This window comes from Micromonospora sp. WMMA1976, from assembly GCF_027497335.1.
GTDB classification, from domain to species: domain Bacteria; phylum Actinomycetota; class Actinomycetes; order Mycobacteriales; family Micromonosporaceae; genus Micromonospora; species Micromonospora aurantiaca.
Genome location: NZ_CP114912.1, coordinates 14411 through 30748, shown reverse-complemented (window position 1 = coordinate 30748; position 16338 = coordinate 14411). Strand labels below are relative to the sequence as shown.

Annotated in this window: 18 protein-coding genes; 6 read left to right on the top strand and 12 right to left on the bottom strand. The window is 72.8% G+C overall.

The window, feature by feature from the left end; all coding sequences use genetic code 11:
• Genes paaE through paaA form a run of 5 tightly spaced genes read right to left on the bottom strand, consistent with a single transcriptional unit; the run spans position 1 to position 3710 of the window.
• Positions 1 to 1113, bottom strand: coding sequence for a 1,2-phenylacetyl-CoA epoxidase subunit PaaE (gene paaE, locus O7546_RS00165; RefSeq protein WP_281600334.1), 1113 nt, complete (start codon positions 1111 to 1113; stop codon positions 1 to 3).
• Positions 1110 to 1586, bottom strand: a complete 477-nt coding sequence (gene paaD, locus O7546_RS00160; RefSeq protein ID WP_194802044.1) for a 1,2-phenylacetyl-CoA epoxidase subunit PaaD — start codon at positions 1584 to 1586, stop codon at positions 1110 to 1112. Before paaD ends, paaE begins: the two co-directional genes overlap by 4 nt.
• Complete coding sequence (paaC, locus tag O7546_RS00155; protein ID WP_194802045.1) at positions 1583 to 2305, bottom strand: 1,2-phenylacetyl-CoA epoxidase subunit PaaC; 723 nt, start codon at positions 2303 to 2305, stop codon at positions 1583 to 1585. Before paaC ends, paaD begins: the two co-directional genes overlap by 4 nt.
• Positions 2306 to 2361: 56 nt before the next feature.
• A complete protein-coding gene (gene paaB, locus O7546_RS00150) occupies positions 2362 to 2649 on the bottom strand; it encodes a 1,2-phenylacetyl-CoA epoxidase subunit PaaB (protein ID WP_135244135.1) in 288 nt (95 codons plus the stop codon).
• Positions 2646 to 3710, bottom strand: a complete 1065-nt coding sequence (gene paaA, locus O7546_RS00145; protein WP_194802046.1) for a 1,2-phenylacetyl-CoA epoxidase subunit PaaA — start codon at positions 3708 to 3710, stop codon at positions 2646 to 2648. Before paaA ends, paaB begins: the two co-directional genes overlap by 4 nt.
• 358 nt (positions 3711 to 4068) lie before the next feature.
• Between paaA and O7546_RS00140 the strand changes: the two genes are divergently transcribed.
• Both O7546_RS00140 and O7546_RS00135 read left to right on the top strand, forming a co-directional pair.
• Complete coding sequence (locus O7546_RS00140) at positions 4069 to 5049, top strand: hypothetical protein (RefSeq protein ID WP_269698018.1); 981 nt, start codon at positions 4069 to 4071, stop codon at positions 5047 to 5049.
• The gene (locus O7546_RS00135) at positions 5049 to 5984 is read left to right on the top strand and encodes a hypothetical protein (protein ID WP_194802048.1); all 936 of its coding nucleotides are present in this window, start codon (positions 5049 to 5051) and stop codon (positions 5982 to 5984) included. Before O7546_RS00140 ends, O7546_RS00135 begins: the two co-directional genes overlap by 1 nt.
• Before the next feature lie 19 nt (positions 5985 to 6003).
• Here O7546_RS00135 and O7546_RS00130 read toward each other — a convergent pair whose 3' ends face one another.
• The 3 genes from O7546_RS00130 to O7546_RS00120 all read right to left on the bottom strand — a co-directional run bounded on the left by O7546_RS00130 (position 6004) and on the right by O7546_RS00120 (position 8804).
• The gene (locus tag O7546_RS00130; RefSeq protein WP_194802049.1) at positions 6004 to 6855 is read right to left on the bottom strand and encodes a menaquinone biosynthesis protein; all 852 of its coding nucleotides are present in this window, start codon (positions 6853 to 6855) and stop codon (positions 6004 to 6006) included.
• Between the two features lie 76 nt (positions 6856 to 6931).
• Complete coding sequence (locus tag O7546_RS00125; protein WP_281600333.1) at positions 6932 to 8182, bottom strand: MFS transporter; 1251 nt, start codon at positions 8180 to 8182, stop codon at positions 6932 to 6934.
• 40 nt (positions 8183 to 8222) lie between these two features.
• A complete protein-coding gene (locus tag O7546_RS00120; RefSeq protein ID WP_194802051.1) occupies positions 8223 to 8804 on the bottom strand; it encodes a winged helix-turn-helix domain-containing protein in 582 nt (193 codons plus the stop codon).
• Positions 8805 to 9016: 212 nt separating this feature from the next.
• Here O7546_RS00120 and O7546_RS00115 point away from each other — a divergent pair, with 212 nt between their 5' ends.
• Entirely contained in the window at positions 9017 to 11062 is a 2046-nt protein-coding gene (locus tag O7546_RS00115) for an AAA family ATPase (RefSeq protein ID WP_269698017.1), read from the top strand.
• A 79-nt stretch (positions 11063 to 11141) separates the two neighbouring features.
• Here O7546_RS00115 and O7546_RS00110 read toward each other — a convergent pair whose 3' ends face one another.
• From O7546_RS00110 to O7546_RS00095, 4 genes are read right to left on the bottom strand one after another with little or no spacing between them, the layout of a single operon-like run.
• Complete coding sequence (locus O7546_RS00110; RefSeq protein ID WP_194802053.1) at positions 11142 to 11741, bottom strand: hypothetical protein; 600 nt, start codon at positions 11739 to 11741, stop codon at positions 11142 to 11144.
• Between the two features lie 4 nt (positions 11742 to 11745).
• Positions 11746 to 12105: a YbaB/EbfC family nucleoid-associated protein gene (locus tag O7546_RS00105; protein WP_269698016.1), complete on the bottom strand. Its 360-nt coding sequence runs from the start codon at positions 12103 to 12105 to the stop codon at positions 11746 to 11748.
• 9 nt (positions 12106 to 12114) lie between these two features.
• Positions 12115 to 13041: a WXG100 family type VII secretion target gene (locus O7546_RS00100; RefSeq protein WP_194802054.1), complete on the bottom strand. Its 927-nt coding sequence runs from the start codon at positions 13039 to 13041 to the stop codon at positions 12115 to 12117.
• 11 nt (positions 13042 to 13052) lie between these two features.
• Positions 13053 to 13373: a type VII secretion target gene (locus tag O7546_RS00095; RefSeq protein ID WP_194802055.1), complete on the bottom strand. Its 321-nt coding sequence runs from the start codon at positions 13371 to 13373 to the stop codon at positions 13053 to 13055.
• Positions 13374 to 13522: 149 nt separating this feature from the next.
• On the opposite strand from O7546_RS00095, the gene O7546_RS00090 reads away from it, so the two are divergent.
• The 3 genes from O7546_RS00090 to O7546_RS00080 all read left to right on the top strand — a co-directional run bounded on the left by O7546_RS00090 (position 13523) and on the right by O7546_RS00080 (position 16010).
• Positions 13523 to 14410 carry an ABC transporter ATP-binding protein gene (locus O7546_RS00090; protein ID WP_194802056.1) on the top strand — a complete coding sequence of 296 codons (888 nt, stop codon included), beginning with the start codon at positions 13523 to 13525 and terminating at the stop codon, positions 14408 to 14410.
• A gap of 9 nt (positions 14411 to 14419) precedes the next feature.
• Entirely contained in the window at positions 14420 to 15157 is a 738-nt protein-coding gene (locus O7546_RS00085; protein ID WP_281600332.1) for an ABC transporter permease, read from the top strand.
• A gap of 94 nt (positions 15158 to 15251) precedes the next feature.
• Positions 15252 to 16010, top strand: a complete 759-nt coding sequence (locus tag O7546_RS00080; protein WP_281600331.1) for a VOC family protein — start codon at positions 15252 to 15254, stop codon at positions 16008 to 16010.
• Positions 16011 to 16338 lie beyond the last annotated feature (328 nt).

Genomic DNA, 16338 nt, shown 5'->3' with positions numbered 1-16338 from the left:
CTACGCGTCGTAGTCGACTGTGAGCTCGTCGGTGACCGGGCTGGACTGGCAGGTCAGCACGTAACCGGCGGCGACCTCGTCAGGCTCCAGCGCGTAGTTGCGCGCCATCGTCACCTCACCGGACGTCACCTTGGCCCGGCAGGTCGAGCACACCCCGCCCTTGCAGGCGTACGGCAACTCGCCACGCACCCGCAGCGCCGCGTCGAGCACCCGCTCGTCCCGGCCCATCGTGAAACTGGACGAGCGCCCGTCCAGCAGGATCGTCACCTCGGTGCCGGTCCCGGGCCGGTCGGTCTCCCGCCGCACCGGCTCCGGCGGGGCGTCGACGTGGAACAGCTCGGTGTGCACCGCCGCGTCCGGCACGCCGCGACCCGCCAGCACCGCCTTGGCGTCCACCACCATGCCGTACGGGCCGCAGAGGAACCACTCCTCGATCTCGTCACCGGGTACGACGGTGTCGAGCAGCCGGGTCAGCCGGTCGGCGTCGATCCGCCCGGACAGCAGCGCCGACTCGCCCATCTCGCGGGACAGCACGTGCACCAGGTGCAGCCGGGTCGGATAGCGGTCCTTCAGGTCGGCCAGCTCCTCGGCGAACATCACCGAGTTCGCCGTGCGGTTGCCGTACACGAGCGTGAACGTGCTGCGCGGCTCGGTGGCCAGCGCGGTCGCGGCCAGCCCGAGGACCGGGGTGATGCCGGAACCGGCGACCACCGCGCCGTACCGGCGGGCCCGGTCCGGGGTGAACGCGGAGGTGAAGTGGCCCAGCGGCGGCAGCACCTCGACGGTGTCGCCGCCGCGCAGCGCGCCGCAGGCGTACGCGGAGAACGCCCCACCCGGGACCTCACGCACCCCGACCCGCAACCGGCCGTGCCGGGCCAGCTCGTCGGGGGTGGAGCAGATCGAGTACGACCGCCGCACCTCCTCGCCGTCGGAGCCTGCCGGACGGCGGACGGTGAGGTGCTGCCCGGCGGAGAACGCGAACGTCTCGCGCAGCTCCTCCGGCACCGCGAACGTGATCGACACCGAGTCGTCGGTGAGCCGGTCCACGGCGGCGACGGGCAGCGGGTGGAAGACCGGCCGGCGGCGCACCGGCCGGGTGATGGTGACAGTCACAGCGCCTTCAGGTGGTCGAAGGGTTCGGAACAGGACCGGCAGCGCCACAGCGCCTTGCACGCGGTGGAGCCGAAGCGGCTGATCTGGGTGGTCTCCGGCGACCCGCAGCGCGGACAGCGTACGGCGAGGGTCAGCGGCACCACCGTGTCGTCGCCGCGCGGCGCGGGCGGGGCGATGCCGGCGGCGGCGAGCTTGGCCCGGCCGGTGTCGGAGATCCAGTCGGTGCTCCACGCCGGGTGGTAGACGGTGCGGACCTCGGCGTCCGGATGCCCGGCGGCGGCCAGCGCCCGGCGGATGTCCTCCCGGATCACGTCCATCGCGGGGCAGCCGGTGTAGGTGGGGGTGATGGTGACGACGACCCGGCCGGTGCCGGGCTCCTCGTCGACAGCGCGCAGGATGCCCAGCTCGTCGATGGTGATGACCCGGATCTCCGGGTCCACCACCGCCGCCGCGGCCGCCCTCGCGCTGCTCACCAGCGGGCTCCGGGGTGGGCGCGGTGCAGCACCTGCATCTCGGCGAGCAGGTAGGACAGGTGCTCGGTGTGCAGGCCGTCCCGACCGCCACCGGGTGCCCAGCCGGTCTCCGGCCGGGTCAGCGTGGCCTCGTCCAGCACCGCGGACACGGTGGCGTCGAAGTCGGCCCGAAGGGTGGACGGGTCGACCGGCGCCGCCGGGTCCGGGGCGAACAGCTCGTGGACGTACGGCCACACCTGGTCGACCGCGTCCTGCATCCGCCGGTGCGACTCCTCGGTGCCGTCGCCGAGCCGCTTCACCCACAGCGCGGCGTGGTCCAGGTGGTACGCCGACTCCTTGCGCGCCTTCGCCCCGACCGCCGCGAGCCGTTCGTCGGCACAGCCGGCCAGCGCCGTGTAGAGCGGCGACTGGTACGCGGCCAGGAAGAACAGCTTCGTCATGGTCACGCCGAAGTCGCCGTTGGGCAGCTCGACCAGCAGGCAGTTGCGGAACTCGCGGTCGTCGCGCAGGTAGGCCAGGTCGTCCTCGTCGCGGCCCGCGCCCTCCAGCTCGCCCGCGTACGTGAGCAGCAGCCGCGCCGCGCCGAGCTGGTCCAGGGCGATGTTGGCGAGCGCGATGTCCTCCTCCATCTCGGGCGCGCGGGAGGTCCACTCACCGAGGCGCTGCGCGGCGATCAGCGCGTCGTCGCCGACGGCGAGCGTGAAGTCGAACAACGGCACAGAGCCACCTTCCGTTCGCGACTGCGGGGCTCGCAAAATCGGCTCACTCCTCGCGCTCATAGGTGCGCAGCCCCTTCGGGGACCTCGTAGAAGGTGGGGTGCCGGTAGACCTTGTCGGCGGCCGGGTCGAAGAACGCGTCCTTCTCGTCCGGGCTGGACGCGGTGATCGCGCTCGCCGGCACCACCCAGATGGAGACGCCCTCCTGGCGGCGGGTGTAGAGGTCCCGGGCGTTGCGCAGGGCCATCTCGGCGTCGGGCGCGTGCAGGCTGCCGACGTGGGTGTGCGACAGGCCACGACGGGCCCGCACGAAGACCTCCCATAGGGGAGAGGATGGGCCGCTCATGCCGCTACTGCCTTTCGCTCCGCCCGCTTCGCGGCGTACGCCGCGGCGGCCTCCCGTACCCACGCGCCGTCGGCGTGCGCCTTGCGCCGGTGCGCCATGCGCTCCCTGTTGCACGGGCCGTCGCCCTTGATCACCCGCATCAGCTCGTCGTAGTCGGGCTGGGTGTAGTCGTACGCCTGCCGCTCGTCGTTCCAGCGCAGGTCCGGGTCGGGGAGGGTGAGGCCGAGCACCTCGGCCTGGCCGACGCACATGTCGACGAAGCGCTGGCGCAGCTCGTCGTTGGAGAAGCGCTTGATCTTCCAGGCCATGGACTGGGCGCTGTGCGTCGAGTCGCCGTCCGGCGGGCCGAACATGGCAAGTGACGGGTACCACCAGCGGTCCACCGCGTCCTGCGCCATCGCCTTCTGCGCCGGGGTGCCGTGCGCCAGCGTGTGCAGGATCTCGTAGCCCTGCCGCTGGTGGAACGACTCCTCCTTGCAGACCCGGATCATCGCCCGGGCGTACGGGCCGTAGGAGCAGCGGCACAGGGGCACCTGGTTGACGATCGCCGCGCCGTCCACGAGCCAGCCGATCGCGCCCACGTCGGCCCAGGTCAGCGTCGGGTAGTTGAAGATCGAGCTGTACTTCTGCCGCCCCTCGAGCAGCAGCTCCACCAGCTCGTCGCGGCTGATGCCGAGCGTCTCGGCGGCCGCGTAGAGGTAGAGGCCGTGACCGGCCTCGTCCTGCACCTTCGCGAGCAGGATCGCCTTGCGCTTGAGCGACGGCGCCCGGCTGATCCAGTTGCCCTCCGGCTGCATGCCGATGATCTCGGAGTGCGCGTGCTGGGCGATCTGCCGGATCAGCGTCCGGCGGTACGCCTCGGGCATCCAGTCGCGGGGCTCGATCTTCTGGTCGGCGCCGATGACGTCGGCGAAGTACGCCTCGACGTCCTCGTCCGGGGCCGCGCCACCGCGCCGGGCGCGTGCCGCCGCCTCGCGCAGCGCCGCCTCCGCCGCCTCCACCTCGCCGAGCAGGCCGCCGCCCGGAGCGTCCTCCGGCGGGGCGAAGTCATTGCCATACATGCAGCCAGTGTTACAGCTCGGCACGAATGACACCAGAGGGTGTAACAGGTTTCCGGACCACCTGGCGTCACCGGCCGTGCGCGCGCCGCCATCGGCGCTGGTAGCTGTGATGTCGATCACTCTGAATGGAAGAAATCCCCCAAGGACGGCAAAGTGCCTCAATATCCCGCCCACCCGGCAAAGTCACGGGTGTCGAGACCTGGCATCAGGGCTGTCCGGAAGTAGACTTCCCCCCGGCAAACCGTTCGGCTTCATGATCGTCACCGTTCAGGCCATCGTCCCCCGGCCTGCCGGCGACCGGGCCGGACCCATGCGGAAGTGCCGGTCCCCCCGGCCAGACATCTGGAGCTCACCACTCATGCGACCTCGCGTGACCATGGCGGTCGCCATCGTGGCGATCATCATCGGTGGCGTCATGCTGGTGCCGGCCGCGTACGCGAAGCTCGCCGGCGGCGACGACGCGGGCGGCCTCGGCGGCGGTGCGCAGGTCCCGGCGCCGACGCCGACCGCGCCCGCGCCCCCGACGCTCGCCGACGCCCCGGTGTCGGTGAACTTCAAGGGCGAGTTCTTCTCCTGGGCCCTGATGGACCGCGAGACCGGCACCGTCACCGGCGCGAAGAACATGAACCAGACCAGCTCCACCGAGTCGATGCTCAAGGCCTGGATCGTCGCGGACTACCTTCGTCAGCTCGGCGACAAGAAGCCGGCCGCCGACCTCGAGAAGGCGGCGATCCTGGCGATCCGGAACAGCGACGACGACGGCGCCAACCGGGTCTACCGGGCGGCCGGCGGCTCCTACAAGCCCCAGCCGGGCGGCAAACCGGACCCGGTCATCGCGCGCGCGATCCGGATCTGCGGTCTGACCGACACCAAGCCCGGCGACGTACCCCAGTACAAGGGCTGGTGGAGCTTCACCGAGATGTCCCCGCGTGACGCGGTCCGCCTCGGCGACTGCATCGCCGACGGCCGCGCCGCCGGGCCCAAGTGGACCAAGTGGCTGCTCACCGAGATGACCAAGGTGGCCGGCAGCGTCAACAAGCAGGGGGAACGCTCCGGCGGCGGCCGGTGGGGCATCATCGACGGCCTGCCCGCGACGATCAAGGCGCAGGGCCCGGTGCACATGAAGAACGGCTGGACCCAGCTCGCCTACGACGGCAACTGGCACGTCAGCTGCCTGGCGTTCACCGACAAGTGGAGTCTCTCCGTGATGATGCGGTACCCGGGCCGCGCCGGCCTGCCGTACGGTGCGAAGATGTGCGCCGCCGTCGCCACCCAGCTCGTGACGCCGCAGCCCGGCGCCGCACTCAAGGTGCCGCAGCAGCCGGTCGGGAAGCTCTGATGGCCGGTGCCCGGCGTCGGCCCGGCAGCTATCGGCGTCCACTCGCCTTCAGCGCCCTGGCTGCGGTCCTCGTCGGCCTGCTCGGCCTCTCCCTGCGCGTGATCCCCGGCTCGCCGCTGGAGGCGACCGCGAACTCACGTCCCGAACCGACGAACGAGCGGTCCACTCAGCAGTCCGTCGACCGCAACGCGCCACGCGTCGCCCCCTCACCGTCGATCGCCCCGCTGCCGTTCCAGGCGAAGAACCTGGACAGCCTCAAGATCAAGGGCTGGTACGCCTGGTCCGTGCTGGACAAGCGCACCGGGAAGATCATCGGCTCGGCGAACATGGGCGAGACCAGCACGACCGCGTCGCTGATCAAGTCCTGGGTGGTGGCCGACTACCTGCGCCTGAGCGCCGAGGACGGCAAGACGCCGAGCGATGCAAAGCTCGCCGATGCCACGAAGATCATCCGGGACAGCGACAACACCCGCGCCCAGGAGTTCTACGAGAACGTCGGCGGCTCGGACTCGATCGAGCGGCTGATCTCGATCTGCAAGCTGACCGACAGCGAGGTCGCCTCCGACGGCGGCTGGAGCCGCACCGAACTGTCCCCTCGGGACACCGCCCGGCTCGGTCTCTGCATCGACGACGGCCGCGCGGCCGGGCCGAAGTGGACCAAGTGGCTGCTCAACGAGATGCGCCAGGTCCGCGCTCCCGGCGACTTCGGCATCCGCAAGGCGTTCCCGGCGGCCCAGCAGAAGAAGATCGCCATCAAGAACGGGTGGATCGACCGGGACAAGGAAGAGGAGTACCACGTCAACTGCCTGGCCATCGGCGACACCTGGACGATGGGCGTGATGCTGCGCACCCCGTTCGGCGTCGAGGGCGGCTGGGAGTACGGCATGGACGCCTGCGAACGGATCACCAAGGCGCTGCTGCGCCCCGCGACCTGAGCCCCGGGCGGCGGCGCGGTCAGCCCTGAAAGAACTCCGGGCCGCCGGCCGGCAGCGCCGGCACCTCCCCGTACGCGGCCGCCCGGCGGGCGAACTCACGCAGCCCGGCCACCTGCCGCTCACCGAGCGAGAAGTCGAGCGCCCGGAAGTACGTGGCGAGCGTCGCCGCGTCGAACGTCTCCCAGCGGGCCGCCGCCTCCGCTACCTGGTCCAGCTCGGCCAGGCACAGGTCACGCGAGCGCAGGAACGCCTCGTGCACCTCCTTGACCAGGCCCGGGTGGGCTGCGGCGAACTCGCGGCGTACCGCCCAGACGGCGAACACCATCGGCAGGCCGGTCCAGTCGTGCCACGCCTGTCCCAGGTCGGTCACCTCGAGGCCCTTGGCCGGCGCCTCGTAGAGGGCGCGCAGCGCCACGTCACCGATCAGCACCCCGGCGTCGGCCTCCAGCAGCATCTGGGTCAGGTCCGGCGGGCAGCGGAAGTACTCCGGGCGCACCCCGTGCCGCTCGGCGAGCAGCAGCTGGGCCAGCAGCACCCCGGTACGCGACGTGGAGCCGAGCGCCACCCGGGCGCCGTCCAGCTCGCCCAGCGGGCGGGTGGACACCACGTTCACCGAGAGCACCGGCCCGTCGCTGCCGACCGCCAGGTCCGGCAGGAGCAGCAGGTCGTCGGCGTGCTTGAGGAACTCAACCAGCGTGATCGGGCCGATGTCCAGGTCACCGGCGACCAGGTCGGCGCTCAACCGATCCGGCGAGTCCTTGTGCAGGTCGACGTCGATCAGCGCGCCGGACCGCATCAGCCCCCAGTAGATCGGCAGGCAGTTGAGGAACTGGATGTGCCCCACGCGGGGGCGGGCGATGCGGTCGGCCATGACCCGACCGTATCGCCGTGGCTCCGACCTCGCCGCCGGGGGATCCGATCGAGTGGTGAACTCCGCACCTCCGCGCCTAACCGCCTGCCACGGCGGCGGCAGGCGTGGCCGCGCGGGCGACGCCGGCTCGCTCGGCGCGTGCCGCGCGTCGGACCGGCCCGAGCAGCGCCACCACGACCAGCAGGCCGGCCGCGCCGCAGCCGGCGATCAGGACGCGCGGGCCGGCCACCTCCAGCAGCAGGCCGCCGACCAGGTAGCCGCCCATCGCCGCGCCCTGCGCGGCCGCTCCGAAGACGGCGAACGCCCGGCCCCGGGAGGCCTCGGGCACCCGCCGGGCCAGCAGCAACTGGTCGAAGACGTTGTTGCCGCCGTTTGCCACGCCGCCGGCCAGCCAGATGGGCACGAGCAGCCAGGCCGAGGGCACCGCGGCCGAGACGAGCACCGCCAGGCAGCAGCCGCCGAGCAGCACCAGCCCGGCGCCGAGCAGCGCGCCGTCGTCGGCGAGCCGGCGGGCGACCCGGGCGAACAGCCACGCGCCGAGCACGATGCCGAGCGTCCAGGAGCCGGTGACCAGGCCGTACACGGTGGTGCTGCTGCCGAGCGTCTCCCGGATGAAGAAGACCTCGATCACGTTCACCGCGCCGACCGCGCCGATCACCGCGGCCACGCTGCCGACCATCACCGTCAGCAGCGGGTCACGGCGCAGCCGCCAGGCGGGCGCGACCGCCGCGGCGACTGCGGCCGGCGTCCGGCGCCCTCCCCGGCGGGTACGGATGAGCAGCCCGGCCGCCACCAGCGCGAGGTAGCTGAACGCGTCGACGAGCAGCGGCACCCGGGTGCCGAACTGCCCGACGAGCAGCCCGGCCAGCGCCGGACCGGCGAGCGCGCCGAGCGTCCCGGCGGTCTGGTTGAGCGCGCCCGCCCGGGGCAGGTCCTCGGGCCGCACCATCACCGGAACCAGCGCGGCGATCGCCGGCTGGGTGACCGCGAGCCCGGTCGCCAGCAGCGCCACCAGCGCGATCACCAGCACCGGATCCCGCGCGTACGCGAGGGCCAGGCAGACCGCGGCCTGCGCGAGACCGGCGGCGACGAGCAGCACCCGGCTGTCCACGCGGTCGGCGAGCCGGCCGGTCAGCGGCGCGAGCACCACGAGCGGCAGCGTCGCGGCGAGCAGCAGCCCGGAGACGGCGAGTCCGCCGGCACCGGCGGACTGGAGGGCGAGCGTGAGCGTGGCGGCGGCGAGGAAGTCCCCGCAACTGGAGATGCCGCGCGCGGTGGCCGCGAGCCAGACGTCCGGCCAGCGCGACTCGTCAGTTGTGAAGGACATACTTCGAAAGTAATCCTTCACAACTGACGCGCGCAACCCCTCAGTCGACGGGCATCGCCCGGTACTGCGTCGCCACCGGCCGAGCGCCTGCCGGCGGATCGGTCCGGGTCCGCCGCCGGTACGGCTCCATCAGCGCCTGGACCGCCTGGTTCAGCTCGGTCAGCTCCTCGGCGGTCATGAGCAGCATGCTGTCGCTGAACCAGGTGGCCGCGTACCACTCCGGCGACTCGTCCGGCGCGCGGCGCAACCAGTCCCGGACCCGCTGGGCGTCACGGACCATGTGCGCCTCGACCAGGGCCGCCTCGGCGGCACGCGCCTCCGGGTCGGCGTCCGGCCCCACCTCGACATGGAACGACGGATTCACCGCCTGCCAGACCCGCTCCCGGGCGTCACCCCGGCCCGGCGCCTGCCGGACCAGCCCGAACTTCGCCAGCTCGCGCAGGTGGTAGCTGGTGGCGCTCGGCGACAGGCCGGCGATCTCGGCGCACTCGGTGGCCGTCGCACCGCCCTCCAGCGTGCCGAGATGTTCCATGATCGCCATGCGGGCCGGGTGAGCGAGCGCCCGCATCACCTGCGGATCACTGATCGTCACCCGGCTCCGGCCGGGAAGCGCCTCGGTCATGCCTCAATGATTGCCGCCAGGCCGGACCGGCCGACACACACCCCGCGGCCGACACCCGAAAATCGTTGGCGCGACCTGCCGGTGCTCCCGTAAAGTCGATGGCCGCCCGACGGCCGCGGTGAGCATGCACCGCAGCGGACGTCCCCGCGCCGGGAGCAGGCCAACCGCCCCGGACACGCGAGCGAGCCTCAGTTGAGCCATCGGAGTTCACAGTGCCCGCAACCGATCTTGACGCCACACCCGGTCTCGACGCCGAACTGACCGCCGAACGTGCCCACCTCGGCGCCTCCCGCGCCGCGCTTAAACGGATGCGGGAACGCGCCGAGGCGCTCTTCGCCACCGGTGACAAGGTGGCCGGTGACTCGTACACCGCCGAGCAGCTCGGCCGGCACATGGCCCGGCGGGTCAAGGAACTGGCCGACGACCCGACCACCCCGCTGTTCTTCGGCCGCCTGGACTTCGGCGGCGACGACCCGGACCACGCCGGACGGGAGTACCACGTCGGGCGCCGGCACGTCACCGACGAGCTGGGCGAGCCGCTGGTGCTGGACTGGCGTGCCCCGGTCTCCCGGTCGTTCTACCGGGCCAGCGCACGTGACCCGCAGGGTGTCGCCGTACGCCGCCGGTTCGGGTTCAGCGCCGGGACGCTGACCAGTTTCGAGGACGAGCACCTGGACCGGGGCGAGGAACTCGGCACCGCCAGCCGCATCCTCACCGCCGAGATCGAGCGTCCCCGCGTCGGCCCGATGCGCGACATCGTCGCCACCATCCAGCCGGAGCAGGACGAGCTGGTCCGGGCCGACCTGGCCGACTCGATCTGCGTCCAGGGCGCGCCCGGCACCGGGAAGACGGCGGTCGGGCTGCACCGCGCCGCGTACCTGCTCTACCTGCACCGGGAACGGCTGCGCCGCTCGGGCGTGCTGATCGTCGGGCCGAACCGGGCGTTCCTGTCGTACATCGCGGCGGTGCTGCCGGCGCTCGGTGAGGTCGAGGTCGAGCAGGCCACAGTGGAGGACCTGGTCGCGCGGGTGCCGGTCCGCGCGGTCGACGACCCGGCCGCCGCCGCGCTCAAGCACGACGTCCGGATGGCCGAGGTGCTGCGCCGGGCCGTCGACGCCCACATCGGTACGCCGACCGAGCCGATCATGGTGTCGGACGGCTCGTACCGGTGGCGGATCGGGCTGGACCCGCTGCACCGGCTGGTCACCGAGACGCGGCAGGAGGGTCTGCCCTACGCCACCGGCCGGGAGCGGGTCCGGGCCCGGGTGGTGGGGCTGCTGCAACGCCAGGCCGAGGCGCGCCGGGCGGAGTCACCGAACGACGCCTGGCTACGCCGGATGAGCCGGATCAAGCCGGTCACCGACCTGCTCGACACGGTCTGGCCGGCACTCACGCCGGACGGACTGCTGCACCGGCTGCGTACCGACGCGGACGCGCTGGCCGCCGCCGCGGACGGCCTGCTCACGCCCGAGGAGCAGGAGCTGTTCCGGTCCGGCAAGGTCGCACGCACCGCGAAGGCGACCCGGTGGACCGCCGCCGACGCGGTACTCATCGACGAGGTGGCCGGGCTGCTGGAACGGCCCGCCGGCTTCGGGCACGTGGTGGTCGACGAGGCGCAGGACCTCTCCCCGATGCAGTGCCGCGCCATCGCCCGGCGCAGCGAGCACGGCTCGATCACGCTGCTCGGCGACCTGGCCCAGGGCACCGCGCCCTGGGCGGCGACCGACTGGCGCGAGTCCCTGGCCCACCTGGGCAAGCCGGACGCCGCTGTGGTGCCGCTGAGCGTAGGCTTCCGGGTGCCCGCCGCGGTGGTGGCGTTCGCGAACCGGCTGCTGCCGGCGCTCGCCGTCGACGTACCCCCGGCCCGGTCGCTCCGCAACGACGGCGCGCTCGATGTGCGTACCGCCGAGGACCTGACGGCCGCGACGGTGGCCGAGGTGCGGGCGGCGCTCGCGCACGACGGCTCGGTCGGTGTGATCGCCGCCGACGACGCGGTGGACCGGCTCCGCGCGGCGCTCGCCGACGCGGGCGTCGAGACCGCTACGGCCGACGACGTCGAGGCCGCGACGCGGGTCACGGTGGTCCCGGCGACGCTGGTCAAGGGCCTGGAGTACGACCACGTGGTGGTCGTCGAGCCGGCCGCGATCGTGGCCGCCGAGCCGCGCGGGCTGCACCGCCTCTACGTGGTGCTGACCCGGGCGGTCTCCCGCCTGGCCGTGCTGCACCGCGAGCCGCTGCCCGGGCCGCTGACCGCCTGACGCGGGGCCCGGCCGCGCTGACGTGGCCGGCCGACAGCGGTCCCGGACGGCCCGTCGCGGGCCCGGCAGGGCGGTCCGGTCAGGCGGACAGTGCGGCGGCGACCTCGCGCAGCGGGCGGCCGGACTCGGCGATCGGCACGGTGAACGACAGCCAGGAGCCGTCGGTGAAGTCGATCCGCAGCCGCTTCGGGTTGAGCCGGTGCCAGCCCACCCGCGCGGAGGCGACCTCGCCGCGCGCGGCCGACCAGGCCACGGCGGTCTCGGCCAGCGCGCGTTCCTCGGCCTCGCGCCCGGCCAGCAGCTTGACCCCGCCGGTACGGCAGACCACCAGCCGCCGGTCGGTGACTGCGAGCAGCGTCTCCCGGACCTGGAGGTCGGGCCGGGGCGGGCGGAGCGCGCGGTGCAGCCGGGAGGCGGCCGAACCGGGGGCGCCGCGTCCGGCGATCCCCCAACCGATCGCGTCGACCAGGCGGTCGCCGCGGTCCCAGGTGGCCAGGGGCAGCAGGATGTTGAGCAGCACCGAGCCGACAGTCCGCCGGCTCGGCTCGGCGGTGGACTCCGGCTCGGGCGGCGGTGCCGGAGCGAGCCCCTGGCCGACGTCGGCCTTGGCGTGGGCCAGGACGCGCTCGCCCGGCTCGACGAGCAGGCCGATCCGGTCGCGGTATCTGGTCTCGTCCATCGAATCAGTATCGGTCGTGGCCGTGGCCGTAGCCGTCGTCGGCGGGGCGCTCCCCGCCCGGCGCGTTGCCCATCACCTCGCCGACGATCTCGCGTACCCGGGCGGCGGCGGCCTCCTGCGCCCGGTTCGCCGCCGAGGTGATCTCCTCGGCGAGCGTGTAGGAGTCGAAGCGCATGGCCCGCGCGTTGATGTCGGTGGAGAGGATCTTGCCGTCGGCGGCGGCCACGACGGTGACCAGACCGGAGTCGCTGACCCCCTCGGCGCTGCTCTGCTCCAGCTCGGCCATCCGCGCGCCGAGTTCGCGCTGCCACCCGTCCAGGTTGCGGGCCAGCGCCTCGATCCGGTCCAGGGCCGGGAACGTCATTGCTGCCTCTCAGTTCACGATCGAGTCGAACACGTTCTGCACGCCCTTTGTGTACGGGCCGAGGTCGTCGCGGTACGTGCCGTCCACCAGGTAGTTGCGGTCCTTGCGCCCGTCGGAGACGTCGTGCAGGCCCATCCCGGTGTCGAGCAGGGCGCCGCCGATGCCGGGGATGTTCACCGGGGACGCCTGGTTGATGGCGAACTTGCCCGGGAAGAGCACGGCGGCGCGTTCGACCTTGAAGGCGAGCGCCGCCTTCGTGTAGCCGGACTTGTTGAACGCGCTGTACGCCTTCTTGGCCCGGCGCAGCTCCATCACCACCTTGGCGTAGTGGTCGAGCAGGTTGGCGACCTTCTGGAGCTTGGTGGCGAGCTTCGTGAGGATCTCCGCGAACCGCGCCACGATCTTGACCATACGGCCGACGGTGGTGGCGAGCCGGGCCAGCACCCGCACCACAGTGGCGGCCAGGCTCACGCCGGCGCTCAGCGCCGCCGCCACCGCGGCGATGATGATCTCGGTCAGGAACCAGAGCAGGAACTCCAGGATCAGCTCGACCAGCAGGTTGAACGCGTCCACCGACGCGTTCGCGGAGTCGACGAGCACCTCCTTGGTGCCGTCCAGCCCCTTTGCCAGATCGTCCATCGCCTCCTCGATGGACTGCATCGAGGCGTGGAACTTCTCCGCCGCGTCGCCGTCCCAGGCGCCGCGCAGCCGCGCCCGGTCGGCGATCTGGTCACCGGCGATCTGCCGGACCGCCTCCCCGGTGGTCATCGCGAGCTGGGCCGCCCGCATCAGGTCGTCCGGCTCACCGGCGACCAGTTCCAGGAGCTGCTCGAACGGCCACAGCACCGCGTTCGACAGCGGCTTGAACGGGTCGGGCGTGCCCGACACGATCTGCTCGAAGTAGGTCTTGTTGCGCTGGAGCGCCTCGGTGCTCATGCCGTTCCCCCTCAGCCGCCGGCGGTGAACATCGTGTCGTTCGCCGAGTCCGTGTCGTCGTAGGCGGCGGCGGTCTCGGCGAGCCCCGTGGCGACGGTCAGCATGGTCTCGGCACCGTCCGCCAGCCCCTGCAGGCACGCCTCGAACTGCTGCTCGTACGCGGCGGCGAGGCTGAACGACGCGGGCATCACACCGAAGGAGTGCCGGGCCACGTGGCCGTCGCGGAACACCCGTTCCAGCTCGCGGAACCGGCCGGCCCGGTCCCGGGAGGCGGCGGCGAACGCCCTCAGCGCCTCCGGCTGGACGTCGAGATTCCTGCTCGGACTGGTCACGGACCCTCCCCAGTGTCCGGTCGGAACTTCCACCGTCGTCGACGGCGCCACCAGACTAGGGGATGTGAGCACCCGGTCAGGGGACAGCGGGGCTGGCGCACGCACGGTAGACAGGGGAGGCACAGCACTTACCTGCGAGGAGATCGCCGATGATCCTGGCCCGCGCCGAACAGGTCAGCCGCCGCTACGGCGACGTGCTGGCGCTGGACCGGGTCGACCTGACCGTCCGGTCCGGGGAGCTGGTCGGCCTGCTCGGCCCGAACGGCGCCGGCAAGAGCACGCTGATCAACCTGCTGGTCGGGCTGCGCCGCCCGACCACCGGCCGGGTCGAGCTGTGCGGCGGCGACCCGCGCGACCCGGCGAGCCGGCGGCAACTCGGTGTCACCCCGCAGGAGACCGGCCTGCCCGGCACGCTGCGGGTCGGCGAGGTGGTCGACTTCGTCTCCGCGCACTTCCCCGACCCGGTGCCGCGGGGCGAACTGCTCGACCGGTTCGGCCTCGCCGACCAGGTACGCCGGCAGACCGGCGGCCTCTCCGGCGGCCAGCGTCGCCGGCTCGCCGTGGCTCTGGCGTTCGTCGGCCGTCCCCGGCTGGTGGTGCTCGACGAGCCGACCACCGGCCTCGACGTGGAGGCGCGGCACGCGCTCTGGGACGCGATCCGCGGCTTCCACGCCGGCGGCGGCACCGTGCTGCTGAGCAGCCACTACCTGGAGGAGGTGGAGGCGCTCGCGCAGCGGGTGGTGGTGATCGGCCACGGGCGGGTGCTGGCCGACGACTCGGTGGCCGCGATCCGCGGCATCGTCGGCGTACGCCGGGTCAGCCTGGTCGCCGACGACCTGCCGGCGCTGCCGGGCGTGGTCACCACCGAACGCGCCGACGGGCGGGTGCACCTGCTCACCACCGACGCCGACCAGCTCGTCCGCGACCTGGTCACCTCCGGGGTGCCGTTCCACGATCTGGAGGTCCGGCCCACCTCGCTGGAGGAGGCGTTCCTCGCCATCACGGCCGACGACCGGCCCGCGCCCACCCCCGCCTAGGAGACCGCCGTGCCGCTCGCCCTGGTCCACGCCCGCTACCACCTGTTGGAGATCGTCCGGGTGCCGGTGGCGGTGGTGGGCAGCGCGTTCTTCCCCGCCGCCTCGATGCTCTTCTTCGTGGTGCCGTTCGCCGGCGACGATCCGGTCGGCGCCACCTACGCCACCGCCGCCATGGTGACCTTCGCGGTGATGACCGCCAACATCTTCCAGTACGGAGTGGGCGTCTCCGAGGACCGCGACCAGCCCTGGAACCCGTACACCCGGACCCTGCCGACCGGGCCGGCGCCGCGGCTGGCCGGGCGGATCCTGGCCGGGGTGGTCCTGACCTACGTCTCGATGATTCCGGTGGTGGTGATCGCGGCGGTCGCCACGGACGCCCGGGTCAGCGCGGTGCAGTTCCTGCTCGGCCTGGGCGCGGTGGCCGTGGTCTCGGTTCCGTTCACGCTGCTCGGCCTGGCGATCGGCTACTCGCTGCCGAGCAAGGCCGCGATCGTGGTGGCGCAGGTGATCTTCTTCCCGCTCGCGTTCGGCGGTGGCCTGCTCTCCGGGCCGGACGACGCGCCCGGCTTCATCAAGGCGATCGCGCCCTACCTCCCGACCCGGGGCGCCGTGGAACTGATCTGGGCGGCGGTCACCGACTTCCGGCCGGACACCCGGGCGCTGGTGATGCTCGTGGTCTGGGTGCTGGTGCTCGCCGCGCTCGCCGGCTGGGCGTACCGGCGGGACGAGGGACGCCGCTTCAGCTGACCTTTTGTCCGGTTCCGGCCCGGTGGCCGACCCGGCGGTGCCACGATGCCGACAGGGCGGGCGAGCGGAGCCGCCCCCGGCGAGAGGGGTCACCGTGAACGGCGTCGAGCCCGGCACGCCCTGCTGGACCGACCTGGCCACGCCCGGTCTGGACGACGCACGACGGTTCTACCCCGAGCTGTTCGGCTGGACCGGAGAGATCTCCCCCGAACCGGAAGCCGGCGGCTACACCGTCTTCCGCAGGGACGGCAAGGCGGTCGCCGGGGCCGGCCCACCCGGTACGCCGGACCAGGTGCCGGTCTGGTCCACGTACGTGGCGACCGACGACGCCGACCTGGTCGCCACAAGGGCCGAGGCGGCCGGCGGGCAGGTCGTCGTCTCCCCGTTCGACGTCGCCCAGCAGGGCCGGATGGCGGTCCTCGCCGACCCGGCCGGCGCGGTGTTCAGCGTGTGGCAGCCGATGGCGATGCGCGGGGCCGAGCTGTACAACGCGCCCGGCGCGATGTGCTGGAACGAGCTGGTCACCCCCGACCCGGAGGGCGCGAAGGAGTTCTACGCGCTTGTCTTCGGCTGGCATCCGGAGGAACGCCCGGCCGGGCCGGTCGCGTACACCGGGTGGCGCTGCGGCGCCCGGATCGTCGCCGGCATGCTCCCGCGGGCCGAGCCGATGCCGGGGGACCTGCCCGCGTACTGGGCGGTGTACTTCGCGGTGGAGGACGCCGACGCGACCGCTGCCCGGGCCGCCGAGCTGGGCGGCACGATCCTGGTCCCGCCGCGCGACAACCCGGCCGGCCGCAGCGCCGCCCTACGAGACCCGGCCGGCGCCCTCTTCTCCATCTCCACCCTCCGCTGACCCCCTCCGCGCCCGCACCGCCCCTGCCCCGCCCGGTTCCTCCGTCGACGCTTCTATAGGTGGGCCGGTTCCGGGAGGTTGGTATCGGTAGGGTTCGACGTTGGTGATCTATGGGTGACTCATGCAAGATCTGGCCGCTGTCAGTTGGTGTGCCGTGGCGTCGACTTGTCCTCGTGGGTTGCCGGCGTCGGCCCGGCCCACCTTGTTGGCCTGATCAGAAGCCTGTCCGCGAAGGGGTGTGCAGCCCGTGTCGCGTGACTCATCACAGATGTGCCGCTGGGTGATCGCTCCCGGGCCGACGCCGTCCGAACGTCGTCCCGTGCAAGGG